Raw genomic sequence first — 23,706 nt, forward strand, 5'->3', positions numbered from 1 at the left:
TACGATCCGGCCCATGAGCGGAACACCTCGGAAATTGCCGGAAACCATCAGCGAGGCCTCTGCTCTGCCGGATTCCGGCAGCCTCCGCTTCTCCGAGCTGGATCTGGCGCTCGTCGACGCCTTGCAGACCGCGCCCCGCGCCCCCTGGTCCCGGATCGGCCGGGCGCTGGGCGTGGACGCGACCACGGCGGCCCGGCGCTGGGAGCGGCTGCGCGCGGGCGGACTGGCCTGGATCACGGCGTACGACGCGGCGAAGACGCTCACGGTCGCCCATGTGGAGGTGCGGTGCCGGCCCCGCCGTCTGGAGTCGGTGAGCGCCGCGGTGGCCCGGCTGCCGTGGGTGTTCAGCGTGGACGAGACCGCCGGTGACTTCGATCTGTTCCTCGGGGTGGCGGCGCCCGACCTCGGCACGCTGGGCCGGGCGGTGCGCGAGGAGATCGGCGGGCTGCGCGGGGTCCGTACGATCCGCACCCTGCTGGGGATCACGCAGTACGGCGAGGGCAGCGACTGGCGCACCCGGGCGATGGGCCCGGCCGACCGTGCCGCCCTCGGCGACGCCCGGCCGTCGGCCCGCGCGCCGTACAGCGCGCGCACGCACGGCGGGCCCGCGCGTGAGGACCGGGCCATGCTCGACGCGCTCGCCGAGGACGGCCGGCTCGGCTACACCGAACTGGCGGCGGTGACGGGCCTGAGCGAGCACACGGTTCGCCGCCGGCTCGGGCGCATGCTGCGGGCGGGGGACGTCACCATCCGCTGCGATCTGGCGCACCAGCTCGCCGGGCTGTCGACGACGGTCGTCTACCGCGCCCATGTGCCGCACGTCCATCTCGCCCACACCGGAAACGCCCTGGCCCGCCTCGACCAGGTGCGGATGTGCGCCTCGGTGAGCGGCCGGTACAACCTGCTCGTGCTGGTGTGGCTGCCCGAGCTGGGTTCGGTCGACCCGTTCGAGGCGCTGCTCGCGGACCGCTTCCCGATGCTGGAGGTGAAGGACCGCACGGTGGTGCTGCACTCGCCGAAGCGGATGGGCCGGCTGCTCGACGCCCACGGCCGGGCCGCCGGCCGGGTGCCGTTCGCGCCGCCCGAGCCGCCGCACCCGCTTGTCAGGTGACCCGGCAGGGGTCAGCCTGGTCGGATACGGACCGGGCGGAGGGTGAGCCGTGTTCTACTACCTGCTCAAGTACGTGCTGCTGGGCCCCTTGCTCCGGCTGGTCTTCCGGCCCCGGATCGAGGGCCTGGAGAACGTGCCGGCGCACGGCCCGGCCATCGTCGCCGGCAACCATCTCTCCTTCTCGGACCACTTTCTGATGCCAGCGATGCTGAAGCGGCGCATCACCTTCCTCGCCAAGGCGGAGTACTTCACCGGGCCGGGGGTGAAGGGGCGGCTGACCGCGTTCTTCTTCCGCAGCGCCGGGCAGATCCCGGTGGACCGCTCGGGCCGGGAGGCGGGCCGGGCCGCGATCCGCGAGGGGCTCGGGGTGCTCGGCAGGGGCGAGTTGCTCGGCGTCTACCCGGAAGGGACGCGCTCGCACGACGGGCGGCTCTACAAGGGCAAGGTGGGGGTCGCGGTGATGGCGCTCACGGCGGGTGTGCCGGTGGTGCCGTGCGCGATGATCGGCACCTTCGAGGCGCAGCCGCCCGGGCGGGTGGTCCCGCGGATCCGCCCGGTCACCATCCGCTTCGGCACTCCGCTGGACTTCTCCCGGTACGCCGGGATGGAGCACGAGAAGGCCGTCCTGCGGGCCGTCACCGACGAGATCATGTACGCGATCCTCACGCTGTCCGGGCAGGAGTACGTCGACGAGTACGCGGCGGTCGTCAAGGAGCGGCAGGCAGCCTCGGGCAACACCCGCAAGCTCCCGCGGCCGCCGCGGAGTTGAGCGGGGGGGGGGGGGGGGGGGGGGGGGGGGGGGGCCCCCCCGCCCCCCCCCCCCCCCCCCCCGTCATCGTACGAACGCGGTCACGGCTTGGGCGTGGCGTGCGGAGCGCAGGTCACGTCCGCGTCGTCCAGCGTGCCGGCGAGCAGATAGGCGTCGACGCGCTGGTTGATGCACGGGTTGACCAGGCCGGTCACCCCGTGGGAGCCCGCGTCCTTCTCGGTGATCAGGCGGGAGCCGTCGAAGCGCTGGTGCAGTTCGACCGCGCCCTGGTACGGGGTGGCGGCGTCCCGGGTGGACTGCACGATGAGCACCGGCGGCAGGCCCTCGTGGGTGGTGACGTCGACCGGGTGGTGCTGCTTGACCGGCCAGCTGGCACAGGGGAGGTTCATCCAGGCGTTGGACCAGGTCAAGAAGGGATAGTCGCGGTTGAGCCGGGTGTTGTCCCGGTCCCAGGTGCGCCAGTTGGTGGGCCACTTGGCGTCGGTGCACTCGACGGCCGTGTAGACGGCGTTGCTGTTCTCCGCGGATATGTTGCCCGCGGTGTTCGTCGGGTCGGGCGCGGCGGCGGCGATCAGGGGCTGGGTGTCACCTGCGACGGCCTTGGCGAACGCGGTGGCGACCGGCACCCACGAGGAGTCGTAGTACGGCGCCTTCTGGAAGAAGGAGATCAGCTCGGCCGGGCCGACGACCCCGCCGATGGGGTTCTTCTTGGCGGTGGCGCGCAGCTGGAGCCACTGGGCCTGGACGGCGTCCCGGGTGGTGCCGAGGTGGAAGACGGCGTCGTTCGCGGCGACCCAGTCCTCCCAGTCCTTCCAGCGGCCCTCGAAGGCGATGTCCTGCTCCAGGTTGGCCTGGTACCAGATGTTCTCGCGGGAGGGGTTGACCACGCTGTCCACGATCATGCGGCGCAGATGGCCCGGGAAGAGCGTGCCGTAGACGGCGCCGAGGTAGGTGCCGTAGGAGACACCGAGGTAGTTGAGCTTCTGCTCGCCGAGCGCGGCGCGGATGACGTCCAGGTCGCGGGCCGTGTTCGGGGTGGTCATCTGCTGGAGCATCGCGCGGCCGGTGCGGTCCAGGCAGCCGTCGGCGTAGTCGCGGGCGAGCGCGCGCTGGGCGGTCTTGTCGGCCTCGGTGTCCGGCACCGGGTCCATCTTCGGCGCCTTCACGTACTCCTGCGGGTCCGCGCAGGAGATGGGCGTGGAGTGGCCGACACCGCGCGGGTCGAAGCCGACGAAGTCATAGGCCTTGGCGACGTTCGCCCAGACGGCGTTCTTGGTGGTGACCCGGCGCGGGAAGCGCAGCCCGGAGCCGCCGGGGCCGCCCGGGTTGTAGACGAGGGCGCCCTGCCGCTCGGCCGGGGTGCCGGTGTTGCCGATGCGGTCGACGGCGAGCTGGATCTGCTCGCCGTACGGGTGGGCGTAGTCCAGCGGCACGCTGACCCAGCCGCACTGGATGGGCTTCTCCAGCCCCCAGTCGGCCGGGCAGTCCTGCCAGTCGATGCCGGTCTCGGCGGCCCGGGCGGCGGCTATCGCGGCTCCCCTGGCCTCGCGGTCCTGGCTCGGCCGGCCGACGGCGCCGGCGGCGGGCGCGGACACGGCACCGGCGATCAGCGTGGCGGTGACGAGTGCTCCGGCGGAACCGAGCGCCAGTAGACGGCTCTTCGGTCTGTTGTCCCTCAAGAGGGCCCCTCCCCCTGCATAGGCATCGCTGCGAGTTGGTCAGTCGGCGGATCCTTTCGGCTGTGAGCGGCCCGAGAACAGAGGATGCCGCTCATCTTTACCAATCCGATAAACGGATGGTCATGTCCGTTGGTGGGAGGGGGTGTTCACCGGGCCGCCTGGCGGGGGCGCGTTCAGCCGAGGGAGGCCAACGACTCGTCCAGGAGGCGCCGCAGCCGCAGGGCGTCCGGCGCCACGGCGCTGACCAGGACCGCCGGCCCGGCCAGGGGGATCAGCGCGGCGCTCTCCCCCAGCATCCGCCCCTCCACCAGGTGCTGCGCGAACTCGGGCCGCACCACGAGGAGTTGGCCGACCGCCCGGTGCCCGGCGAGCACCGCGGGACCGTCCCATCCGCCCGGTGCCCCGGGTCCGCAGGACAGTTCCTGGTCGAGCACGGTACGGCCCGCCACCCGTACGGTCAGCCGGCTGGTGAGCCGGCCCGGCTGCTCCCCGGCCCGGCCGAGCACCTGCTCCTCGCGCAGCACGAGCCGGGCCCCGGCGGCGAGTTCGGCGCGGGTGGCGACACACAGATCGCTGCCCTTCGCCGAGATCAACTGCTCGGGCATCCAGTGCAGTTCGGCGTCGTCGGCCACCTCGAGCCGGACGTCGTAGCGGGCCTCGCCGCCGGCCTGGCCGGGCAGCGCGAGGGTGGCCGCGGCCGAGCCGACGTGCAGCAGGGCGCCCGCCTCGACCCGGGCGTGCAGCTGGAACCGGTCGCCGCCGAGGGGCCCGCTCATCGCGCCGACGACCATCACCCGCGCGCCGGCGCCGCTCGCCCGGGTCCGGCGCAGCGCCAGCGGGCCCTCGCCGTCCAGGACGGGCAGCGCGGTACCGCCGCGCCCGTCGGCGCGGGCGACGATCCGCGCGCTCGCCCGTACGCCGGTGGCGGTCATGCCTTCGTCCACGCGGCGAGCCGGTCCCGGACCCAGGCGGCGACGTCGGCGACGCCCTTGTCGCTCCGCAACGACTGGAACACCACAGGGAGTTGGGCCCGCTGCGCCGTGGCGTCGGCGGCCATCCGGGTGAGGTCGGAGCCGACGTACGGGGCGAGGTCGGTCTTGTTGACGACGAGCAGGTCGGCGGTGGTGACACCGGGGCCGCCCTTGCGCGGGATGTCGTCGCCGCCGGCCACGTCGATGACGAAGATCTGCGCGTCCACGAGCCCCTTGGAGAAGGTGGCGGTGAGGTTGTCGCCGCCGGACTCGACCAGGATCAGGTCCAGCGGGCCGACGGCGTCCTCCAGGTCCTCGACGGCCTCCAGGTTGGCGGAGATGTCGTCGCGGATGGCGGTGTGCGGGCAGGCGCCGGTCTCGACGGCCGTGATCCGCTCGGGCGGCAGCACGGCCTCCCGCAGCAGGAACTCGGCGTCCTCACGGGTGTAGATGTCGTTGGTGACGACCGCGAGGGACAGTTCGTCGCGCAGCGCCCGGCAGAGCGCGGCGACGGTGGCGGTCTTCCCGGACCCGACGGGCCCGCCGAGCCCGATGCGCAGCGCACGGCGCGATCCGTCGGGCCGGCCCGCGTCGGCGCTGACGGCGGCGGGGCCGGAGTGGTCGTGGTCGAGGTGCATGTGCGGCTCCTTGTGCGAGTGGCCGGGTGAGGGGACGGCCACGTGTGGTCCAAGCTGTTCGGGGGCGAAGGGGCGGGGTCAGGACGCGAACAGCCGCACCGGCCAGGCCGCGTGCGCCTCCGCCATGACCTCCAGCACCGGTGCCGAGGCGGCGGGCAGCGCGTCGACCCCGTCGGCGGCCACCCGGCGCGCCGCCGTCACCGCCGCGTCGGCGACGCGGTCCAGTTCCGGCGCCAGCCGGGCCAGCACCCCGGTGGCGTCGAAGGGGTCGAGGCTGAGCAGCCGGACGGTGGCCGTCGCCGGTCCGCTGACGCTCTCGTAGACCGCGCAGTACGCCGCGTCCTCGGGCGTGAGTCCGGCCGCCCGCGCGGCCAGCCCGAGCACCACCGGCTGATGGGCGCCCTTGGGGAACGCCCGGGCCAGCGCGTCGAGTTCGGCCGACGGCCAGCTCGCCCGGGCGGCCCGCAGCAGCTGCCGGCCGAGGCGGCGCGCGGCGGTCCGCAGGGCGGGGGACGGCGTACGGGCGTCCGCCGCGGCGTCCAGCTCCCCCGGGTCGGCGCCGAGTACGGCGGCGGCCGCCAGCGCGCCCGCGACCCGCCCTGCGGTGTGCAGCCGGCCCCGGCAGAAGTCCTCCAGGCTCGCGGCGCAGGTGATCCGGCCCGCCTTGACCGCGGCCTCCGCCCCGCCGGAGTGCGCGTGCCCTCCGGCGGGGAACCGGCCGTCGGCCAGGACGAGCAGTGCTGCCCTGGACATCAGAAGAGGAAGTAACGCTGGGCCATGGGCAGTTCGGCGGCCGGGGTGGCCTCGACCAGTTCGCCGTCGATGCGCACGGCGAAGCTGTCGGGGTCGATCCGGACGTCCGGCCGGGCGTCGTTCTCCCGCATGTCGGCCTTGGTGACCCCGCGCGTGGACTCGATCGCCGCGAACCGCTTGCCGAGCCCCAGCCGCTGCGGCAGCCCGTCCTCGATCGCCTCCTGGGAGACGAAGTTGACCGAGTTGCCGGCCGGGGCGCGGCCGATCGCGCCGTACATGGGGCGCGGCAGGATGGGCTGCGGGGTGGGGATGGAGGCGTTGGCGTCGCCCATCTGCGCGTAGGCGATCTGTCCGCCCTTGAGTACGAGGAGCGGCTTGACCCCGAAGAAGGCGGGCTCCCACAGCACCAGGTCGGCGAGTTTGCCGGTCTCCACCGAGCCGATCTCGGCGGCGAGGCCCTGGGCGAGCGCCGGGTTGATCGTGTACTTGGCGACATAGCGCCGTACCCGGTGGTTGTCGGCGCGGCCGTCGCCCGGCAGCGCGCCCCGCCGGCGCTTCATCACGTGCGCCGTCTGCCAGGTGCGCAGGACGACCTCGCCGACGCGGCCCATGGCCTGGGCGTCGGAGGAGATGATCGAGATCGCGCCGAGGTCGTGCAGGATGTCCTCCGCGCCGATGGTGGACGGCCGGATCCGGGACTCGGCGAAGGCCAGGTCCTCGGGGACCGCCGGGTTGAGGTGGTGGCACACCATCAGCATGTCGAGGTGTTCCTCGGCGGTGTTGACGGTGAACGGCCGGGTCGGGTTGGTGGAGCTGGGCAGCACGTTGGGCTGGGAGACGACCGTCATGATGTCCGGCGCGTGCCCGCCGCCGGCGCCCTCGGTGTGGTACGAGTGGATGCCCCGGCCGCCTATCGCGGCGAGGGTGTCGGCGACGAAGCCCGCCTCGTTCAGCGTGTCGGTGTGGATCGCGACCTGGATGCCGGTGCGGTCGGCGACGGTGAGCGCGGCGTCGATGACGGCCGGGGTGGAGCCCCAGTCCTCGTGCAGCTTCAGGCCGACGGCGCCGCCGCGGATCTGGGAGAGCATCGCCTCGTGCGAGACGGTGTTGCCCTTGCCGAGCAGGCCGACGTTGACCGGGTAGGCCTCCATCGCCTCCAGCATCCGGGCCAGGTGCCAGGGGCCGGGGGTGACGGTGGTGGCCTTGGAGCCCTCGGCGGGTCCGGTGCCGCCGCCGACCAGGGTGGTGATGCCGGAGGCCAGTGCCTCGTCGGCGACCTGGGGGCAGATGAAGTGGACGTGCGCGTCGATGGCACCGGCGGTGAGGATCCGTCCGTTGCCCGCGATGATCTCGGTCTCGGGGCCGATGACCAGGTCGGGGTGGACACCGTCCATGGTGTCCGGGTTGCCCGCCTTGCCGAGCGCGGTGATCCGGCCGTCCCGGATGCCCACGTCGGCCTTGACGACGCCCCAGTGGTCGACGACGACGGCACCGGTGATCACGGTGTCGGGGGTGCCCTCGGCGCGGGTCGCGCGGGACTGGCCCATCGACTCGCGGATGACCTTGCCGCCACCGAAGACCGACTCGTCCCCGGAGGTGCCGGGGCCGCCGGAGCGGTCCTCCTCGATCTCGATCAGCAGGTCGGTGTCGGCGAGCCGGATGCGGTCGCCGGTGGTGGGGCCGAACAGATCGGCGTAGGCGGCGCGGCTGATCTCAGGCATCGAGGGCCCCTCCGGTCTCCCCGCGCAGCCCCGGCACGACCCGGGCGCCGGCGAGGGGGACGAGTTCGACGTCGACGGGGATGCCGGGCTCGAAGCGCACGGCGGTGCCCGCGGCGACGTTCAGCCGCTTGCCGCGGGCGGCGGCACGGTCGAACTCCAGCCCGGGGTTGGCCTCGGCGAAGTGGTAGTGGGAGCCGACCTGGACCGGCCGGTCGGCGGCGTTGAGGACGGTGAGCGCGGTGACCTCGCGGCCCTCGTTGAAGGGCACGGGGTCGTCCGCGAACAGGATCTCTCCGGGGATCATCGCGGCCCTCAGACGATCGGCTCGTGGACGGTGACGAGCTTGGTGCCGTCCGGGAAGGTGGCCTCGACCTGGACGTCGTGGATCATCTCCGCGATGCCGTCCATGACGTCGTCCCTGGTGAGCAGCTTGCGGCCGGAGGACATCAGTTCGGCGACGGTACGGCCGTCCCGCGCGCCCTCCAGGATGTGCGACGTGATGAGGGCGACCGCCTCCGGGTGGTTGAGCCTGAGGCCGCGGGCCCTGCGCTTCTCGGCCACGTCGGCCGCCACGTGAATGAGCAGTCGCTCTTGCTCGTGCGGGGTCAGTTGCACGTCCCACCTCACAGTCCTTGCTCCGGACCGTGCGGGGTCCGGCTGCCGCAGCCACCACGACGGGGATAGATGTAACACACAGACACATCGCAGTTTCGGCGACAATCCGGGCAGAAAAACCCCTGGTGGCGTGGATCGGCAGGCTAGTTCGCCGGAGTTTCAACGACGTTAACCAGACCTTGATCACGGCATGACCGCGCGATGGACTCGCACATACCCGCGCGGCTCAGCGCATGCCCGGCCTCCGGTGCTCGGCCGCGAGGCCGAACCGCTGCTGTTCACGCACGGCGGAACCGGCCTCCTGGACTCCCGACACCGTGCTGACGACCTGCTCCTCGGCCGGCTCGTCGAGCGTGTCGAGCCGCTCCAGATCGGCGGCCGAGACCAGCGCGACCAGCGGCTTTCCATGCCGGGTCACCACGACGCGCTCACCGCCGTACACCACGCGGTTGATCAGGTCGGCCAGCTCGGCCCTGGCTTGCGTCACCGGAATCTCATAGGCCATGACCTCATTCTAACGTCACGTACGTCCTGTACATTTTTTACAGACCGAGGTTCTCGCTCCGAGGAGGGGTGTGCTCATGTCCCGACCGTTCGCCCGCCATGTCCTGCCCGAGTTCACCGAGCGCACGGGCAGTACCGTGCGCACGCTCGATCCGTACGCGAAGCTCTTCGAGGACCGGGTGGTGTTCCTCGGCACGCCACTCGACGAGGCGGCCGCCAACGACGTGATGGCGCAGTTCATGTATCTGGAACACGCCGCGCCGGACCGGGACATCACGCTGTACGTCAACTCCCCCGGCGGCACCTTCGCGGCGCTGACCGCGGTCTACGACACGATGCAGTACGTCGGTTGCGACGTGGCGACCTACTGCCTGGGCCAGGCCGCCTCCTACGCGGCGGTCCTGGTCGCGGCCGGCGCCCCGGGCAAGCGGTTCACCCTGCCGGGCGCACGCATGGTGATCGACCAGCCGCGGCTGCCCGAGCCCGTGCGGGGCCAGCCGAGCGACCTGGTCATCCAGGCCGAGGAGTTGGCCCGCACCCGGGCTCTGATGGAGGAGATACTGGTACGGCACACCGGGCGCACGGCGGAGCAGGTGCACCGGGACCTGGAGCGGGACCTGGTGCTGGACGCCCCGGGCGCGCTGGCCTACGGCCTGGTGGACGGCATCGTGCCCGGCCGGCGCGGCGCGCTCGCCGGCCCCGACGCGGGGTGAACGCGATGCTGCCACCGGAACTGCCGCCGCTGCCCGCGCTGACCCGCGCCGAGGGCGAGTTGATCGACCGTTACCTGGAGTCCGTCGACCTGCTCGGCCGGATCAATCCCGCGCGCGCCGGGAACACCTACCACGGGCTGCGCGCGGCGCAGGCGCTGGTGCGCAAGGCCACCGAGCTGCGGGACGCGCTCGACCTGATGCACCGTCGGGGCGAGACGGAGCTGCACGGGCACACGCTGGCACGGGCCTTGCGGGTGCTGGACGGCGAGCGCCGTACCGCGCGCGTCACGCTCCCGTCCGACGGCGCCGGCTGACCGGACGCGGCGGCGGTCCGACCGGTCCCGGACGTCGACACGCGGCGTTCGGGACGCACGGGAAACGGTCCGAACGATGTACGGCCGACCGGTGTATATCCGGCGCCGTTTCCGGTCCGCACGAGTTGCGCACGGACCATGTTTGAGCCTCATCCGGAACCGCTGCGTCCCAGGTCCGGGGCTACGTCCGGGATCTGACGGCGGCTCGAACGGAACACTGTCCACCCGAACGGGTGAGTGGTGAGTAACGCCACAAATCCTCGATTTCATTGGGATTTTCGGACAGCTGTGAGCCAAGATCCCTGTCTGACGACAAGCCCCCGCCACCGCGGCGGGGCGGTCCGGGCGGACGCCGAGTCCTGCCGCCACCCGGATGACCGGTCGACAGGAGTGGATCGGCAGGAGTGGAGGACCCAAGCAAGACGGGTCGCCGACGCGGACGTTCGTCCTGGACGAACGGGCGTGCCGAGCAACCCTTGGGGTGAAGCCGCAGCGATGCGGCCGGGCAACTTCGCCAGCCCGAATCCGACAGGTCATCCTTCACAGGCGGCTGACGAAGGGTTGCGCATGACTGCGCTCAATCGTGTCCCGTCGCTCATGGCCCGGGCCGGTACGGCCTCGGCTCTCACCCTCGCCGCCGTGGGCGGCTCGATCGCGGTGCCGGGCCTGTCCGCCGACGCCTCGGCGGCGACCCTGGCCTCGAAAGCGCTCCAGGTCGCGGCCTCCAAGAAGGGCGCCCCCTACCAGTGGGGGGCCACCGGACCGCGCCGGTTCGACTGCTCGGGTCTGACGCTGTACTCGTTCAAGAAGGCCGGCAAGACCCTGCCGCGCACCGCCGCCGGGCAGTACAACAAGACGCACCACATCTCGGCCCGCAACCGCAAGGCGGGCGACCTGGTGTTCTTCCACTCGGGTTCCAGCGTCTACCACGTCGGCATCTACGCCGGCCACGGCAACATCTGGCACGCCCCGAAGTCCGGCGATGTGGTCAGGCTCCAGAAGATCTGGACCCGGAGCGTCTGGTACGGCCGGGTCAGCTGACCGGGCACCGGCTGTGGAGCGGCCTCGGGCCCGTGGCCGCTCCGCACGCCGTCAGCGCCGGATGTCGGCGCGGCGAGCCGCCTCGGGGCGCTGTGCCGCCGTCGGTACCGGCTCGGCGGGGACGGCCCAGGGGAGTTCGATCGAGACCGTCTTGCCGCCCTCCCGGGTGGGCCGGACACGGAGCCTGCCTCCGCACTCGGCGGTGAGCCAGCGGATGATGACCATGCCGCGGCCGTTGTCCTGCTGCACGGCAGCGGGCAGTCTCTTCGGAAAGCGCGGATGGCTGTCCGTGACCCCGATGCGCAGCTGCTCGTCACGGTCCAGCGCGAGGTCGACCGTGAAGGTGGGTGACTGCCCGAAGGTGTGCTGCACGGCGTTGGTGGCGAGTTCGGAGACGATGAGCCGTACCGTGTCGGCGATGTCGGCGTCCGAGGGGAGGCCCCACTCCGCGAGCGTGCCCACGACATAGGAGCGGGCGGCGGAGACCGAGGCGGGATCGCTCGGCAGAGTGACGGATGCTTCCAGATGGTCTGCCATGGCGACGTCGTCCCTTTCCCACGGGACCGGTGTCCGGCATGGAGCGGCCGGTTCGAGTACGGTCCCGGACTGGTGCTTGCCCGTCAGACTGCCATCACCCGACCGGTCACGGGGGGCGATCCACCGAGATATGCATATATCTGTCGCTCGAAGCGGTGAACTCTGCGACGCGAGACCGTATTCCAGCGGCAGGGAGGCGAGCAGACGGAGTAAGGAGCAGCCCATGCAGAACGGTCCGGCGGTGCGGCGCCGCAAACTGGGCGACGAACTGCGTACGCTGCGTACCGGAGCCGGGCTCACGAGCGGTGAGGCGGCCCGGCTGGTCGGCTGGCACCAGTCGAAAGTGAGCCGTATCGAGACCGGCGCCAGCGGCGTGAAACCGGCCGATCTGCGGTTACTGCTCGACGCCTACGGCGTCCACGACGGCCAACTGCGCGAGATGCTGATGATGTTGGCGGGGTCCGAGGACACGGGCGGCCGGAACCGCTGGTGGCACGCGTACCGCGGGGTGATCCCGCCCACCTATCGCGACTTCATCAGCCTGGAGTCGCAGGCGAGCGCGATGCGCACCCTGGAGACCACGGTCGTGCCCGGTCTGCTCCAGACGGCCGAGTACGCCCGCGCGGTGACCCGGGCCGCCGTGAAGGACCTGGACGAGGAGCGCCTGGACGCGCTGGTGGAGGTGCGGCTGGCCCGCCAGGACGTCCTGCGTTCCGACCCGCCGCTGGCCCTGAGCGCCGTACTGGACGAGGCGGTGCTGCGCCGCGAGGTCGGCGGTCCCGAGGTGATGGCCCGGCAGCTTCAGCGGCTGGCCGAGGCGGCCCGACTGCCCCAGGTGCGGCTCCAGGTGCTGCCCTTCGACGCCGGAGCACATATCGGCCTCACCGGGCCTTTCGTTATCTTCTCATTTCCGAGCACTTCTGATCTAGATGTAGTTGTTCTCGACCAATTGACGAGTAGCCTCTATCTGGAACGGAAAGAAGACCTCATGGCTTACTCGGAGGCCTTCACCACCCTTCAGTTCCACGCCCTTTCCCCCGAGGACTCGTTGGACTACCTCGCCCAGATAGGCGACGGCGCGTAGGGAGGCACCTATGACCGCACTGCCTCGGAACGTCCCTGCCAGTACCGACCTGCACGACGTGCACTGGCTGCGCAGCAGCTACAGCACGGGAGCCAACAACTGCGTGGAGACGGCACGGCCGCGCTCCGGCCCACCGGCCGGGCTGCTCGCCGTGCGCGACTCGAAGGCCCCGGGCGGGCCCGCACTGCTCTTCTCGCCCGAGACCTGGGCCGGGTTCGTCACCGCTCTCTGATCAGATCCGATCACCGACCGACACCCCTGACCGCTGTGTGCGAAGCACGGCCGTGTCACGCCGACTCATGGTCGCGTTTCGTCGATCACCCGTACCGCGCGTTCGATCTCTGCCCCGGAGAGGTCCGCGCGAGCGGTCAGCCGCAGCCGCGACACGCCGTCGGGCACGGAAGGAGGACGGAAGCAGCCCACGGCCAGCCCCGCCGTACGGCAGTCGGCCGCCCAGCGCACCGCCTGCTCCGGGGACGGAGCCCGCACGGAGACCACCGCGGCGTCCGGACGCACCGCTTCCAGCCCCGCGGCGGTCAGCCGTGCGTGCAGCTCCGCCGCGACCTCGCGAGCCCGGGCCGCCCGCCCGGGCTCGCGGCGCAGCAGCCGCAGTGCCGCGAGCGCCGCGCCCACCGCGGAGGGCGCCAGCCCGGTGTCGAAGATGAAGGTCCGGGCCGCGTTGACCAGATGGTCGATGACCCGTGCCGGGCCCAGCACGACCCCGCCCTGACTGCCCAGCGACTTGGACAGGGTGGCCGTGACCACCACATCCTCCGCCCCGGCGAGCCCCGCCGCGTACGGCGCGCCCCGGCCGCCGTCGCCCAGCACTCCCAGGCCGTGGGCGTCGTCCACCACCAGTCCGGCGCCGTGCTCCCGGCAGGCCTCGGCCAGCGCGGCCAGCGGCGCCCGGTCCCCGTCGACCGAGAACACCGTGTCGGAGACCACGATCGCCGGGCCCGCGTGCCCGGCGAGCGCCTTGCGCACCGCGTCCGGGTCGGCGTGCCCGACCACCTGGCGCTCGCCGCGGGCGAGCCGGCAGCCGTCGATGAGCGAGGCGTGGTTGCCCGCGTCGGAGACGATCAGCGAGCCGTACGGGCCGAGCGCGGTGACCGCGGCCAGGTTGGCCGCGTACCCGGAGGAGAAGACCAGGGCCGCCTCGAATCCGCAGAAGTCGGCCAGTTCGCGTTCCAGCTCGGCGTGCAGCTCGGTGCTGCCGGTGACCAGCCGGGACCCGGTGGAACCGCCGCCCCAGGTGCGCGCGGCCGCGGCGGCGCCCTCGGCGGTCTCGGGGTGGTGGGCGAGGCCCAGGTAGTCGTTGCTGGCCAGGTCCAGCAGCGGTGACTCGGCGGGGCGCGGGCGCAGGGTGCGTACGAGTCCGGCGCGGCGACGCGCCTCGGCCTGCTCGTCGATCCAGCCGAACGCCATAGGTCCTCCGGTGCTTTTGTAGGTAGCGGACAGACCCTAGCGGCACGACGGGCAGCGCGAGGTGTGGCAATACCCACACGGTGAACTGTCAGCGTTGTGCAAACTCTCCTTGGCCGGGAGCGGGTCCGTAGGACAGGATCGGATCTCATGGACCTGCTGAACACGCTGGTGGACAAGGGGCTTCGGCGCGAGCTGCCGACCCGCGAGGAAGCGCTCGCCGTGCTGGCGACCTCGGACGACGAGTTGCTCGACGTGGTGGCCGCGGCCGGCAAGGTGCGCCGGCACTGGTTCGGGCGCCGGGTGAAGCTCAACTATCTGGTGAACCTGAAGTCGGGGCTGTGCCCGGAGGACTGCTCCTACTGCTCCCAGCGGCTGGGCTCCAAGGCCGACATCCTGAAGTACACCTGGCTCAAGCCGGACGAGGCGTCCCAGGCGGCCGCGGCGGGGCTCGCGGGCGGCGCCAAGCGGGTCTGTCTGGTGGCCAGCGGGCGCGGGCCGACCGACCGGGACGTGGACCGGGTCTCGCAGACCATCAAGACGATCAAGGAACAGAACGAGGGCGTCGAGGTGTGCGCCTGCCTCGGGCTGCTCTCCGACGGCCAGGCCGAGCGACTGCGTGAGGCGGGCGCGGACGCCTACAACCACAACCTGAACACGTCCGAGGGGACGTACGGGGACATCACCACCACCCACACGTACGCCGACCGGGTGGACACGGTGAACAAGGCGCACGCGGCCGGGCTGTCCGCCTGCTCCGGGCTGATCGCGGGCATGGGCGAGAGCGACGAGGACCTGGTGGACGTGGTCTTCTCGCTGCGCGAGCTGGACCCGGACTCGGTGCCGGTCAACTTCCTGATCCCGTTCGAGGGCACCCCGCTGGCCAAGGAGTGGAACCTCACCCCGCAGCGCTGTCTGCGGATCCTGGCGATGGTCCGGTTCGTCTGCCCGGACGTCGAGGTGCGCATCGCCGGCGGCCGCGAGGTCCATCTGCGCACGATGCAGCCGCTCGCGCTGCACCTGGCCAACTCGATCTTCCTCGGCGACTACCTGACCAGTGAGGGCCAGGCGGGCAAGGCCGACCTGGAGATGATCGCGGACGCCGGGTTCGAGGTCGAGGGCACCGACCAGGTGACGCTGCCGGAGCACCGGGCCGAGGCCGCCGGGGGCTGCGGCTCGGTGTGCGGCTCGCACGAGAGCGCCGGCTGCGGCTCGCACGAGGGTTCCGGGTGCGGTGCGCACGAGGCCGGTGCCGGTTGCGGTACGGCGGAGACGCCCGCGGCGGCGAACGAGCCGCGCCCCGATCTGGTCGCCGTCCGCCGCCGGGGCGCCGGAACGGACCTCGCGCCCAATGCCTGAGCTGCCCGGCCTGGCCGTGTCCGAGCTGCTGGAGCTGGACCGCCGGCATGTCTGGCACCCGTACGGCCCGATGCCCGGACGGACCGAACCGCTCGTCGTGGAGTCGGCGAGCGGGGTCCGGCTGCGGCTCGCGGACGGCTCGGGCGAGCTGGTCGACGGCATGTCCTCGTGGTGGTCGGCCATCCACGGCTACAACCACCCGGTGCTCAACGAGGCGGTGCGCGACCAGCTGGGCCGGATGAGCCATGTGATGTTCGGCGGGCTCACGCACGAGCCCGCCGTCCGGCTCGCCAAGCTCCTTGTCGACATGTCACCGGAGGGCCTGGAGCATGTCTTCCTGGCCGACTCCGGGTCGGTGTCGGTCGAGGTCGCGGTGAAGATGTGCCTCCAGTACTGGCGTTCGCTCGGCCGGCCCGGCAAGCAGCGGCTGCTGACCTGGCGGGGCGGCTACCACGGGGACACCTGGAGCCCGATGTCGGTGTGCGACCCCGAGGGCGGGATGCACCAGCTGTGGTCCGGTGTCCTGCCCCGCCAGGTGTTCGCGGACGTACCGCCCGCGGAGTACGACGAGTCGTACGCCGACCGGCTGCGCGAGCTGATCGCCCGTCACGCCGACGAGACCGCCGCGGTCATCGTGGAGCCGGTGGTGCAGGGCGCGGGCGGAATGCGGTTCCACTCCCCCGCGTACCTCCGGGTGCTGCGCGAGGCGTGCGACGCGCACGACGTGCTGCTCGTCTTCGACGAGATCGCCACCGGCTTCGGCCGCACGGGCGCGCTGTTCGCGGCGGACCACGCGGGCGTCAGCCCCGATGTGATGTGCGTGGGCAAGGCACTGACCGGCGGTTATCTGACGCTGGCGGCGACGCTGTGCTCCGCCCGGGTGGCCGACGGCATCTCGCGCGGCGAGGTCCCGGTGCTGGCGCACGGCCCGACGTTCATGGGCAACCCGCTGGCGGCGGCGGTGGCCTGTGCCTCCCTGGAGCTGCTGCTCGGGCAGGACTGGCAGACGGAGGTCAAGCGGATCGAGGCGGGCCTGCGCGAGGGCCTCGCCGGGGCGGCGGGGCTGCCCGGGGTGCGGGACGTCCGCGTCCTCGGCGCCATCGGTGTGGTCCAGCTGGACCACGAGGTGGACATGGCCGCCGCCACCGCGGCCGCCGTCCGGGAGGGCGTGTGGCTGCGCCCCTTCCGGGACCTGGTCTACACGATGCCGCCGTACGTCACCTCGGACGAGGATCTGGCACGGATCACGCGCGCGGTGTGCGCCGCGGCGCGGGAGGGATGAGATGTCGGTACTGGTGATCACCGGGACGGGCACGGAGATCGGCAAGACCGTCACGACCGCCGCGGTCGCCGCCGCGGCGCTCGCGGCGGGGCGCTCGGTCGCCGTGCTGAAGGCCGCGCAGACGGGCGTACGGCCGGACGAGCGCGGCGACGCCGACGAGGTCGCCCGGCTGGCGGGCCCGGTCACGGCGACCGAACTGGCCCGCTATCCCGAACCCCTGGCGCCGGGTACGGCCGCCCGGCGGGCCGGGATGGCGCCGGTGCACCCGCACCAGGTGGCCGAGGCGGCGGCCAAGCTGGCCACCGAGCACGATCTGGTGCTGGTCGAGGGGGCGGGCGGGCTGCTCGTCCGGTTCGACGCGGCGGGCGGCACGCTGGCCGACGCGGCGGGGCTGCTGGGCGCACCGGTCCTGGTGGTCACCCCGGCAGGGCTGGGCACACTGAACAACACCGAGCTGACGGCACGCGAACTGCGCCGCCGCGGGGTGGAGTTGGCGGGCGTGGTGATCGGCAGCTGGCCGGACTCCCCCGGTCTCGCGGAGCGCTGCAACGTGACCGACCTGCCGGAGGTGTCCGGCGCCCCGCTGCTGGGCGCGATCCCCGCGGGCGCGGGCTCCCTGCCCCCGGCCGCCTTCCGCCCGGCGGCCCCCGGCTGGCTGGCCCCCCGCCTCGACGGCAGCTGGGACGCGGAGGCGTTCCGCACCCGCGAGGCGGCGTAACGGCGTTCCGTTTCCCGGCGAGGGGTGGGAAGGGGGCGTACGTGGGGAGACTCCTCGTAGGCCCACTTCGGGGAGGTTGCCATGCGGCTGCTGTCCAGCGGCTCCGGCACGGTGGCGCGCGGCCCCGCCCGCCATCCGGTGTTCGCCCGTTGCTACGCCCGGTTCAGCGTGGGTGCCGAGACCCGGCTGGGCATGGCCGGCGTCCGGGAGCGGCTGCTCGCCGGGGTGTCGGGGCGGGTGCTCGAGATCGGCGCCGGCAACGGGCTGAACTTCGCGCACTATCCGGGCACCGTCTCGGAGGTGGTGGCGATCGAGCCGGAGGTCCTGCTCCGGCGGCTGGCCCTGGAGGCGGCGCTGCGCGCAGAGGTCCCGGTCGACGTGGTGCCGGGTGCCGCGGAGGCGCTGCCGGTGAAGAGCGAGGCCTTCGACGCGGTGGTGCTGTCCCTGGTGCTGTGCAGCGTGCGGGACGTCCCCCGGGCGCTGGCCGAGGTACGGCGGGTGCTGCGCCCGGGCGGCGAGGTCCGCTTCTTCGAGCACGGGCGGGGCGGCGGCCGGATCATGACGCTGACCCAGCAGGCCCTGGACCGCACCGTGTGGCCCGCGCTGTTCGGCGGCTGTCATGTCTCCCGGGAGCCGGTGGCCGCGCTGCGCGAGGCCGGGTTCCGGCTCGGCCCGCACCGCCGGGTGCTGCTGCCGGACAACGGCCCGGCGCTGCCGGCCTCCTACTGCGCGCTGGGGGTCGCCTGGCGGCCCGAGGAGCCGGAGTCGGACTGATCACAGGCTCCAGCGGCGCAGCTCCCGCGCGATGTCGTCGACGCCCACCGCGCCGTCCTTGACCAGCCGGGCGAGGTCGCGGACCTGCTCGGCGGTGGTGGCGACCTTGACCCCGCCGGCGACGAGATAGCCGTACGCGACGGCGCAGGCGAACAGCGCGTTGGAGCGTTCCAGGGCCGGGACATGGATGAGCAGCTGGAGCAGGGAGGCGGCGCGGGCGTACGGGTCGTCGTAGACGGGCACGCCGAATATCTCGGCGCGGTGCCGGGCGACGGCGGCCACCAGGGCGCCCCAGTCGGTGACCTGCGGATCGCCGGGCGTCCGCTGTTCGGCGAGCATGAGCAGCCAGGCGAGGTCGATGCTGAGCTCGTTCAAGGGATCAGCGGTGGCCTTCCTCCGGTGCGGGCCTGCGGGCCTCGGCGAACTCCTCGGCGAACACGGACTCGTAGCTCTTCATGAAGTCGGCGGCGGCCTCGACGAACGTCCGCCCGGCCTCGCCGGTGTCCTGTCTGACCAGTTCCTCGATGTACCGGTTGACGCTGATCCCGCGGGCCAGGGCGCGTTCGCGGGCCGCGCGGGCGGTGCCCTCGTCCACGCGCACGTTCAGCTGGGTCTTCGCCATGCCTCGACGCTAGCGCTCCATTGCTAGCAGCAGCAAGGGCGCACGGCGGTGGCAGATGGGCGCGCTGCGCTACGACTGTGCGCCGGGTCACACTAGGCTCGGTCCCGAGCACGAGGTGGGCCCGGCCTCGGTCACGGGGCCGGGACGTCGAGGCGACCGGGAGGCGCTCGTGTACACACCTGCTGCGGAGCACGCCCCGGGCCGCGCGCCGGGCGACGGGACCGCTGCCCGGGCCCGCGGGCTGACCAAGGCGTACGGCACCGGCGAGACGCGCGTGCTCGCCCTGGACGCGGTGGACGTGGACATCGCGCGCGGTCGTTTCACCACGGTGATGGGCCCCTCGGGGTCCGGGAAGTCCACGCTCATGCACTGTCTGGCCGGGCTGGACACGGTCTCCGCCGGCCAGGTCTGGCTGGGCGGCACGGAGATCACCGCACTGAAGGAACGGGAGCTGACCCGGCTGCGGCGGGACCGGATCGGGTTCATGTTCCAGTCGTTCAACCTCATTCCCACGCTGACCGCCGCCGAGAACATCACCCTGCCGATGGACATCGCGGGCCGCAGACCCGATCAGCAGTGGCTCGACCAGGTCATCGACAGGCTCGGTCTGCGGGACCGGCTGGACCACCGGCCGGCCGAGCTGTCCGGCGGCCAGCAGCAGCGGGTCGCCTGCGCGCGGGCGCTGGCCTCCCGGCCCGAGCTGATCTTCGCCGACGAGCCGACCGGCAACCTGGACTCGCGCTCCGGCCTGGAGGTGCTGGGCTTTCTGCGCGGCGCGGTGGACGATCTCGGCCAGACGGTCGTCATGGTCACTCACGACCCGGGCGCCGCCGCCCACTCCGACCTGGTGCTCTTCCTGGCGGACGGGCGGATCGTGGACGAGATGGACCACCCGAGCGCGCAGGCCGTGCTGGACCGGATGAAGCGATTCGACCTGGTCCGCGGGGCGCTCGGCGACGGCGGCCCCGCCCAGGAGGGCTGACCCGGTGCTGAAAGCGACCCTGCGGAGCTTCCTCGCGCACAAGGGACGGCTCGCCCTGTCCGCGCTGGCCGTGCTGCTGTCCGTGGCGTTCGTCGCGGGCAGCCTGATCTTCTCCGACACCGTCACCCGTACCTTCGACCGGCTGTTCGCCTCCACCGCCGCCGATGTGACCGTGCAGCCGAAGGACGACCTGCGGGCCGCCCGGATGAGCGGCGCGGCCCAGACCGTGCCCGCCGCGCTGCGGGACCGGGTCGCCCGGGTTCCCGGGGTCGCGGCGGCCCGCGCCGACGTGTCGGTGCAGAACATCGTGGTCGTCGACAGCCGGGACCGGTCGGTGGGCCCGACCACCGGCGCGCCCACGATCGCGCAGTCCTGGCAGGTCACCCCTCGCAGCCCGGTGCGGCTGACCTCGGGGCACGCGCCGCGCGGGGCGGGTGAGGCGTTGCTGGACGCGGACACGGCCGGCAAGCGGGGGGTGCGGATCGGCGACCTGCTGACCGTGCACGCGCAGCCGGGCACCTTCCGGGTCCGGGTGTCCGGCATCGCCACGTTCACCACCACCAATCCGGGCGCGGCCCGGCTCTTCGTGGACCCGGCGGTGGCCGGCCGGGAACTGCTCGGGTCGGCCGCGAAGGCCACGAGCATCTCCGTGGACGCGGCGGGCGGTGTGTCCGACACGGAGCTGAAGCGGCGGATCGACGCGGCCATCGGCCCCGGCACCTACGACCTGAAGACCGCCGCCGAGCAGGCCACGTCGGCCGCGGCCAGCCTCGGCACCTTCCTCGACGTGGTGAAGTACGTGATGCTGGGCTTCGCCGGGATCGCCGTGCTGGTCGGGGTGTTCCTGATCGTCAACACCTTCTCCATGCTGATCGCCCAGCGCACCCGGGAACTGGGGCTGCTGCGGGCACTCGGCGCCGACCGCCGGCAGGTGCGGCGCTCGGTGCTGACCGAGGCGCTGCTGCTCGGGCTCGTCGGCTCCACGCTCGGCCTCGCCGCCGGGACCGGACTGGCGTACGGCCTGATCCGGCTGATGAGCGCGTTCGGGATGAACCTCAGGGCGACCGAGATGCAGATCGGCTGGGTCACACCCCTCGCCGCGTACGCCGTCGGGCTGGGGGTGACCTTCGTGGCCGCCTATCTGCCGGCGCGCCGGGCCGCCGCCGTCTCCCCGATGGCGGCGCTCACGGACGCCGAGGTCGCGGGCGTGGGCAAGCCGTTGAGGGTCCGGGCGGTCGTCGGGGCGGTGATCGGCGTGCTGGGCGCGGCCGCGCTGGCCGGGTGTGCGGCGGCCACCCGGACGGGGCCGGCGGCCGGGCTGCTGGGCGTCGGCGTGGTGCTGACCCTGGTCGCGACCGTGGTCGCCGGGCCGCTGCTGGTGCGGCCGGTGGTCCGGGTGCTGGGCGGGGCGTTCCCGGCGCTGTTCGGGCCGGTCGGCCGGATGAGCCAGCGCAACGCCCTGCGCAATCCGCGCCGCACCGGGGCGACGGCGGCGGCGCTGATGGTGGGCCTCGCCCTGGTCGGCGGAATGTCGGTGGCGAGCGCCTCCCTGTCGGCGTCGGTCGACCGGCAGATCGACAGGACGCTGGGCGCCGACTTCGTCGTCCAGGGCACCGGATTCACGCCGTACACCAAGGAGGTCAGGGACGCCGTGGCGGCGACGCGCGGGGTCGGGCTGGTCGTGCCGGAGCGGCTCAGCCCCGTCGCCGTGCGGCTGCCCGACGGCAGCCGGGTGCGCACCCTCGCCGCCGCGTTCGGGCCCCGGCTCGACGAGGTCGTGCACACCGCTTACGCCCGGGGCGGCTCGGCGGCCGCGCTGGCGGACGGGCGGCTGGCGCTGGACGCGGGCTATGCCCGGGACCACGGCATCCGGTGGGGCAGTGTGCTCCCGGTGGAGTTCCCGGGCGGGCGCACGGCGGACCTGACCGTCGCCGCCCTGACCGAGCAGGGCAGCACGAACCAGGGGTTCGGCAACGAGGGCGGCATCTGGTTCGGCCTCGGCACCCTGGAGAAGTACGTGCCCGGCGGACAGGACTCCGCGCTGTTCGTGAACGCGGCCTCCGGCACGAACCCGCAGGACCTGCGGCCCCGGCTGGAGCAGGCCCTCAAGCCGTATCCGCAGGTGCAGGTGCGCAACCAGAGCGACTACAAGAAACTGGTCCAGGACCAGATCTCCGTGCTGCTCTACCTGGTGTACGCGCTGCTGGCGCTGGCCATCGTCATCGCCGTGCTCGGGGTGGTCAACACCCTCGCGCTGTCGGTGGTGGAGCGCACCCGGGAGATCGGGCTGCTGCGGGCGATCGGGCTCGGGCGGCGGCAGCTGCGCCGGATGATCCGGCTGGAGTCGGTGGTGATCGCGGTGTTCGGCGCGGTGCTGGGGCTGGCGCTGGGGCTGGTGTGGGGGGTGTGCATGCAACAGGTGCTGGCGCTGCGCGGGTTGACGGAGCTGGCGTTCCCCTGGGGCACGATCGTCGCGGTGGTGGTCGGCTCGGCGGTGGTGGGCGTGGTGGCGGCCCTGCTGCCCGCGCTGCGGGCGTCGCGGATGAACGTACTGGCGGCGATCGCGCACGAGTGATGGAATCGCCCCGGTAGGCAAGTAAGTAGCAATACGGGGAGAGTTGATGTCACGTCCGTTCCGCTTCGGGGTCAATCTGCTCACGTCGGCGCCCGCCGCCGAGTGGCGCGCCACCTGCCAACGTGCCGAGGAACTGGGGTACGACGTGGTCCTCGTCCCCGACCATCTGGGGATGCCGGCGCCGTTCCCGGCGCTGGTCGCGGCGGCCGCGGCGACCGAGCGGGTCAGGGTCGGCACCTTCGTGCTCAACGCGGGGTTCTACAACCCGACGCTGCTGGCCCGCGAGGTGGCGACCACGGACGCACTGACCGGCGGCCGCCTCGAACTGGGGCTCGGCACCGGGTATGTGCCGGCCGAGCACGAGGCGGCCGGGCTGCCGTACGGCTCGCCCGGCGAGCGGGTGGACCATCTGCGGCACACGGTGCGGGAGCTGGACCGGCTGCTGGGCTCGGCGGAGCACGAGCCCCGGCCCGCCCAGTCCCGGGTGCCGGTGCTGATCGGCGCCAACGGCGACCGGATGCTGCGGCTGACCGCCGAGCACGCGGACATCGCGGCCTTCACCGGGGCCCGGCCCGGCCGCGACCCCGGCTCGCTGGAGCCGCTCACCGCCGAGGAGCTGGACGAGCGGGTGGCCCGCTACCGGTCGCTGGCCGCGGGGCGGACGGCTCCGGCCGAGCTGAACCTGCTGATCCAGCAGGTGGCGGTCACCGACGATCCGGAGGCGGCGCTGAAGCCGCTGCTGGAGCGGCTGCCGCAGCTGACCATGGAGCAGGCGCTGGCCCTGCCGATCGTGCTCGCCGGTCCGCTGGACGACGTGGTCGCGAAGGTGCGGGCGCAGCGCGAGCGGTACGGCTTCACGTATCTGACGGTCCTCCAGCCGTGCATGGAGGCGTTCGCGCCGGTGATGGAACGGCTGCGCGCGGAGGAGTCCGCATGATGGAATTCCCGGCTCCGGCCCACCGGCCGTGATCATGGTGGGCGCATGACCGATCTGTGCATACGCCCCGCCTCCGGTGCCGACCTCGGCGCCGTCCTCGCCTTCTGGCGGACGGCCGCCGAGGGCACCAGCATCAGCGACGACCTCGCCGGGGTGGAGCGGCTCGTCGACCGTGACCCCGAGGCGCTGATCCTGGCCGAGCTGGGCGGCGAGCTGGTGGGCACGGTGATCGCCGGCTTCGACGGCTGGCGGTGCCATCTGTACCGGCTCGCGGTGCACCCGGAGCGGCGGCGGCAGGGCATCGCCACGGCACTGCTGGCCGCCGCCGAGGAGCGGTTCGTCCGGCTGGGCGGGCGGCGGGCGGACGCGATGGTGCTGGTCCGCAACGAGCGCGCGCAGCACGCGTGGCGGGCGGCCGGATACGGCGCGCAGGAACAGTGGCGGCGCTGGGTGAAGCCCCTCACCGACTGACGTCCACGGTATTTTTGCCCATCCTTTACCATTGAGGGAGTACTCGGCCCTCCATGAAAGGTTGTGAGCGTCCGCCCATGGGCGAGCCCCCCGGTGCGCGACACCGTGCGTTCC

General features: G+C 72.9%; 27 protein-coding genes and 1 riboswitch. Of the genes, 15 read left to right on the top strand and 12 right to left on the bottom strand.

What is annotated here, in order from left to right; translation table 11 throughout:
• Positions 1–13 precede the first annotated feature (13 nt).
• A complete protein-coding gene (locus ACZ5CZ_RS19830) occupies positions 14–1,111 on the top strand; it encodes an Lrp/AsnC family transcriptional regulator (protein ID WP_468944427.1) in 1,098 nt (365 codons plus the stop codon).
• Between the two features lie 49 nt (positions 1,112–1,160).
• The gene (locus tag ACZ5CZ_RS19835) at positions 1,161–1,880 is read left to right on the top strand and encodes a lysophospholipid acyltransferase family protein (RefSeq protein ID WP_385844270.1); all 720 of its coding nucleotides are present in this window, start codon (positions 1,161–1,163) and stop codon (positions 1,878–1,880) included.
• Positions 1,881–1,960: 80 nt separating this feature from the next.
• On the opposite strand, the gene ACZ5CZ_RS19840 is transcribed toward ACZ5CZ_RS19835, so the two are convergent.
• The 8 genes from ACZ5CZ_RS19840 to ACZ5CZ_RS19875 form a co-directional block, all read right to left on the bottom strand.
• Positions 1,961–3,559 (bottom strand): alpha/beta hydrolase, encoded by a 1,599-nt coding sequence (locus ACZ5CZ_RS19840; RefSeq protein ID WP_468944431.1) that lies wholly within the window; start codon positions 3,557–3,559, stop codon positions 1,961–1,963.
• A gap of 173 nt (positions 3,560–3,732) precedes the next feature.
• Entirely contained in the window at positions 3,733–4,491 is a 759-nt protein-coding gene (locus ACZ5CZ_RS19845) for an urease accessory protein UreD (protein ID WP_468944433.1), read from the bottom strand.
• On the bottom strand, positions 4,488–5,168 hold the full coding sequence (ureG, locus tag ACZ5CZ_RS19850) for an urease accessory protein UreG (protein ID WP_468944435.1): 681 nt from the start codon (positions 5,166–5,168) through the stop codon (positions 4,488–4,490). The genes ACZ5CZ_RS19845 and ureG overlap by 4 nt, the downstream gene beginning before the upstream one ends.
• Positions 5,169–5,246: 78 nt before the next feature.
• Positions 5,247–5,921, bottom strand: a complete 675-nt coding sequence (locus tag ACZ5CZ_RS19855) for an urease accessory protein UreF (RefSeq protein ID WP_385844264.1) — start codon at positions 5,919–5,921, stop codon at positions 5,247–5,249.
• On the bottom strand, positions 5,921–7,642 hold the full coding sequence (locus ACZ5CZ_RS19860; RefSeq protein WP_468944441.1) for an urease subunit alpha: 1,722 nt from the start codon (positions 7,640–7,642) through the stop codon (positions 5,921–5,923). The genes ACZ5CZ_RS19855 and ACZ5CZ_RS19860 overlap by 1 nt, the downstream gene beginning before the upstream one ends.
• The gene (locus ACZ5CZ_RS19865; protein WP_385844262.1) at positions 7,635–7,946 is read right to left on the bottom strand and encodes an urease subunit beta; all 312 of its coding nucleotides are present in this window, start codon (positions 7,944–7,946) and stop codon (positions 7,635–7,637) included. Before ACZ5CZ_RS19865 ends, ACZ5CZ_RS19860 begins: the two co-directional genes overlap by 8 nt.
• 8 nt (positions 7,947–7,954) lie before the next feature.
• Positions 7,955–8,257, bottom strand: coding sequence for an urease subunit gamma (locus tag ACZ5CZ_RS19870; protein ID WP_385844260.1), 303 nt, complete (start codon positions 8,255–8,257; stop codon positions 7,955–7,957).
• 226 nt (positions 8,258–8,483) lie between these two features.
• The gene (locus tag ACZ5CZ_RS19875; RefSeq protein ID WP_385844258.1) at positions 8,484–8,762 is read right to left on the bottom strand and encodes a type II toxin-antitoxin system Phd/YefM family antitoxin; all 279 of its coding nucleotides are present in this window, start codon (positions 8,760–8,762) and stop codon (positions 8,484–8,486) included.
• Between the two features lie 76 nt (positions 8,763–8,838).
• Between ACZ5CZ_RS19875 and ACZ5CZ_RS19880 the strand changes: the two genes are divergently transcribed.
• The 3 genes from ACZ5CZ_RS19880 (at position 8,839) to ACZ5CZ_RS19890 (ending at position 10,829) form a co-directional block, all read left to right on the top strand.
• A complete protein-coding gene (locus tag ACZ5CZ_RS19880) occupies positions 8,839–9,474 on the top strand; it encodes an ATP-dependent Clp protease proteolytic subunit (RefSeq protein WP_385844257.1) in 636 nt (211 codons plus the stop codon).
• Positions 9,475–9,479: 5 nt separating this feature from the next.
• Positions 9,480–9,788 carry a hypothetical protein gene (locus ACZ5CZ_RS19885; RefSeq protein WP_385844256.1) on the top strand — a complete coding sequence of 103 codons (309 nt, stop codon included), beginning with the start codon at positions 9,480–9,482 and terminating at the stop codon, positions 9,786–9,788.
• A gap of 418 nt (positions 9,789–10,206) precedes the next feature.
• Positions 10,207–10,352, top strand: a riboswitch (cyclic di-AMP (ydaO/yuaA leader).
• A gap of 3 nt (positions 10,353–10,355) precedes the next feature.
• Positions 10,356–10,829 carry a C40 family peptidase gene (locus ACZ5CZ_RS19890; RefSeq protein WP_385844255.1) on the top strand — a complete coding sequence of 158 codons (474 nt, stop codon included), beginning with the start codon at positions 10,356–10,358 and terminating at the stop codon, positions 10,827–10,829.
• Between the two features lie 51 nt (positions 10,830–10,880).
• Here the strand turns inward: ACZ5CZ_RS19890 and ACZ5CZ_RS19895 are convergent, their stop codons facing one another.
• Positions 10,881–11,366: an ATP-binding protein gene (locus ACZ5CZ_RS19895; RefSeq protein ID WP_468944448.1), complete on the bottom strand. Its 486-nt coding sequence runs from the start codon at positions 11,364–11,366 to the stop codon at positions 10,881–10,883.
• Between the two features lie 223 nt (positions 11,367–11,589).
• Between ACZ5CZ_RS19895 and ACZ5CZ_RS19900 the strand changes: the two genes are divergently transcribed.
• Positions 11,590–12,450, top strand: a complete 861-nt coding sequence (locus ACZ5CZ_RS19900) for a helix-turn-helix domain-containing protein (RefSeq protein WP_450788901.1) — start codon at positions 11,590–11,592, stop codon at positions 12,448–12,450.
• Positions 12,451–12,460: 10 nt separating this feature from the next.
• A complete protein-coding gene (locus tag ACZ5CZ_RS19905; protein ID WP_385844250.1) occupies positions 12,461–12,682 on the top strand; it encodes a DUF397 domain-containing protein in 222 nt (73 codons plus the stop codon).
• A gap of 65 nt (positions 12,683–12,747) precedes the next feature.
• On the opposite strand, the gene ACZ5CZ_RS19910 is transcribed toward ACZ5CZ_RS19905, so the two are convergent.
• Positions 12,748–13,875, bottom strand: a complete 1,128-nt coding sequence (locus ACZ5CZ_RS19910) for an 8-amino-7-oxononanoate synthase (protein ID WP_468944453.1) — start codon at positions 13,873–13,875, stop codon at positions 12,748–12,750.
• A 147-nt stretch (positions 13,876–14,022) separates the two neighbouring features.
• On the opposite strand from ACZ5CZ_RS19910, the gene bioB reads away from it, so the two are divergent.
• From bioB to ACZ5CZ_RS19930, 4 genes are all read left to right on the top strand, one after another.
• Positions 14,023–15,231, top strand: a complete 1,209-nt coding sequence (bioB, locus tag ACZ5CZ_RS19915) for a biotin synthase BioB (protein WP_450788906.1) — start codon at positions 14,023–14,025, stop codon at positions 15,229–15,231.
• On the top strand, positions 15,224–16,513 hold the full coding sequence (locus ACZ5CZ_RS19920) for an adenosylmethionine--8-amino-7-oxononanoate transaminase (protein WP_468944456.1): 1,290 nt from the start codon (positions 15,224–15,226) through the stop codon (positions 16,511–16,513). Before bioB ends, ACZ5CZ_RS19920 begins: the two co-directional genes overlap by 8 nt.
• Before the next feature lies 1 nt (position 16,514).
• Positions 16,515–17,231, top strand: coding sequence for a dethiobiotin synthase (gene bioD, locus ACZ5CZ_RS19925; protein WP_385844245.1), 717 nt, complete (start codon positions 16,515–16,517; stop codon positions 17,229–17,231).
• Between the two features lie 81 nt (positions 17,232–17,312).
• Positions 17,313–18,005 carry a class I SAM-dependent methyltransferase gene (locus ACZ5CZ_RS19930; protein ID WP_385844244.1) on the top strand — a complete coding sequence of 231 codons (693 nt, stop codon included), beginning with the start codon at positions 17,313–17,315 and terminating at the stop codon, positions 18,003–18,005.
• Here the strand turns inward: ACZ5CZ_RS19930 and ACZ5CZ_RS19935 are convergent, their stop codons facing one another.
• Together ACZ5CZ_RS19935 and ACZ5CZ_RS19940 are read right to left on the bottom strand one after the other, a co-directional pair.
• Positions 18,006–18,380, bottom strand: coding sequence for a fic family toxin-antitoxin system, toxin component (locus ACZ5CZ_RS19935; RefSeq protein ID WP_450788913.1), 375 nt, complete (start codon positions 18,378–18,380; stop codon positions 18,006–18,008). It lies immediately after the preceding gene.
• Between the two features lie 4 nt (positions 18,381–18,384).
• A complete protein-coding gene (locus ACZ5CZ_RS19940) occupies positions 18,385–18,627 on the bottom strand; it encodes a toxin-antitoxin system HicB family antitoxin (protein ID WP_385844241.1) in 243 nt (80 codons plus the stop codon).
• 169 nt (positions 18,628–18,796) lie between these two features.
• Between ACZ5CZ_RS19940 and ACZ5CZ_RS19945 the strand changes: the two genes are divergently transcribed.
• Genes ACZ5CZ_RS19945 through ACZ5CZ_RS19960 form a run of 4 tightly spaced genes read left to right on the top strand, consistent with a single transcriptional unit; the run spans position 18,797 to position 23,592 of the window.
• Entirely contained in the window at positions 18,797–19,609 is an 813-nt protein-coding gene (locus ACZ5CZ_RS19945) for an ABC transporter ATP-binding protein (RefSeq protein ID WP_385844240.1), read from the top strand.
• A 4-nt stretch (positions 19,610–19,613) separates the two neighbouring features.
• Positions 19,614–22,184 carry an ABC transporter permease gene (locus tag ACZ5CZ_RS19950; protein WP_468944462.1) on the top strand — a complete coding sequence of 857 codons (2,571 nt, stop codon included), beginning with the start codon at positions 19,614–19,616 and terminating at the stop codon, positions 22,182–22,184.
• 46 nt (positions 22,185–22,230) lie between these two features.
• On the top strand, positions 22,231–23,121 hold the full coding sequence (locus ACZ5CZ_RS19955; protein WP_385844237.1) for an LLM class F420-dependent oxidoreductase: 891 nt from the start codon (positions 22,231–22,233) through the stop codon (positions 23,119–23,121).
• Positions 23,122–23,166: 45 nt separating this feature from the next.
• Entirely contained in the window at positions 23,167–23,592 is a 426-nt protein-coding gene (locus ACZ5CZ_RS19960; protein ID WP_468944465.1) for a GNAT family N-acetyltransferase, read from the top strand.
• Positions 23,593–23,706: the final 114 nt, after the last annotated feature.

Source organism: Streptomyces sp. NPDC031418 (genome assembly GCF_055581605.1).

What these genes read in the sequence shown, in the direction of transcription:
- bioB (WP_450788906.1), top strand. Translation starts at nt 14,023, where the DNA reads ATGGACCTGCTGAACACGCTGGTGGACAAGGGGCTTCGGCGCGAGCTG.
- ACZ5CZ_RS19895 (WP_468944448.1), bottom strand. Translation starts at nt 11,366, where the DNA reads ATGGCAGACCATCTGGAAGCATCCGTCACTCTGCCGAGCGATCCCGCC.
- ACZ5CZ_RS19910 (WP_468944453.1), bottom strand. Translation starts at nt 13,875, where the DNA reads ATGGCGTTCGGCTGGATCGACGAGCAGGCCGAGGCGCGTCGCCGCGCC.
- ACZ5CZ_RS19880 (WP_385844257.1), top strand. Translation starts at nt 8,839, where the DNA reads ATGTCCCGACCGTTCGCCCGCCATGTCCTGCCCGAGTTCACCGAGCGC.
- ACZ5CZ_RS19860 (WP_468944441.1), bottom strand. Translation starts at nt 7,642, where the DNA reads ATGCCTGAGATCAGCCGCGCCGCCTACGCCGATCTGTTCGGCCCCACC.
- ACZ5CZ_RS19855 (WP_385844264.1), bottom strand. Translation starts at nt 5,921, where the DNA reads ATGTCCAGGGCAGCACTGCTCGTCCTGGCCGACGGCCGGTTCCCCGCC.
- ACZ5CZ_RS19920 (WP_468944456.1), top strand. Translation starts at nt 15,224, where the DNA reads ATGCCTGAGCTGCCCGGCCTGGCCGTGTCCGAGCTGCTGGAGCTGGAC.
- ACZ5CZ_RS19940 (WP_385844241.1), bottom strand. Translation starts at nt 18,627, where the DNA reads ATGGCGAAGACCCAGCTGAACGTGCGCGTGGACGAGGGCACCGCCCGC.
- ACZ5CZ_RS19885 (WP_385844256.1), top strand. Translation starts at nt 9,480, where the DNA reads ATGCTGCCACCGGAACTGCCGCCGCTGCCCGCGCTGACCCGCGCCGAG.
- ACZ5CZ_RS19900 (WP_450788901.1), top strand. Translation starts at nt 11,590, where the DNA reads ATGCAGAACGGTCCGGCGGTGCGGCGCCGCAAACTGGGCGACGAACTG.
- ACZ5CZ_RS19865 (WP_385844262.1), bottom strand. Translation starts at nt 7,946, where the DNA reads ATGATCCCCGGAGAGATCCTGTTCGCGGACGACCCCGTGCCCTTCAAC.
- ACZ5CZ_RS19875 (WP_385844258.1), bottom strand. Translation starts at nt 8,762, where the DNA reads ATGGCCTATGAGATTCCGGTGACGCAAGCCAGGGCCGAGCTGGCCGAC.
- ACZ5CZ_RS19830 (WP_468944427.1), top strand. Translation starts at nt 14, where the DNA reads ATGAGCGGAACACCTCGGAAATTGCCGGAAACCATCAGCGAGGCCTCT.
- ACZ5CZ_RS19955 (WP_385844237.1), top strand. Translation starts at nt 22,231, where the DNA reads ATGTCACGTCCGTTCCGCTTCGGGGTCAATCTGCTCACGTCGGCGCCC.
- ACZ5CZ_RS19930 (WP_385844244.1), top strand. Translation starts at nt 17,313, where the DNA reads ATGCGGCTGCTGTCCAGCGGCTCCGGCACGGTGGCGCGCGGCCCCGCC.
- ACZ5CZ_RS19960 (WP_468944465.1), top strand. Translation starts at nt 23,167, where the DNA reads ATGACCGATCTGTGCATACGCCCCGCCTCCGGTGCCGACCTCGGCGCC.
- ACZ5CZ_RS19845 (WP_468944433.1), bottom strand. Translation starts at nt 4,491, where the DNA reads ATGACCGCCACCGGCGTACGGGCGAGCGCGCGGATCGTCGCCCGCGCC.
- ACZ5CZ_RS19905 (WP_385844250.1), top strand. Translation starts at nt 12,461, where the DNA reads ATGACCGCACTGCCTCGGAACGTCCCTGCCAGTACCGACCTGCACGAC.
- ureG (WP_468944435.1), bottom strand. Translation starts at nt 5,168, where the DNA reads ATGCACCTCGACCACGACCACTCCGGCCCCGCCGCCGTCAGCGCCGAC.
- bioD (WP_385844245.1), top strand. Translation starts at nt 16,515, where the DNA reads ATGTCGGTACTGGTGATCACCGGGACGGGCACGGAGATCGGCAAGACC.
- ACZ5CZ_RS19890 (WP_385844255.1), top strand. Translation starts at nt 10,356, where the DNA reads ATGACTGCGCTCAATCGTGTCCCGTCGCTCATGGCCCGGGCCGGTACG.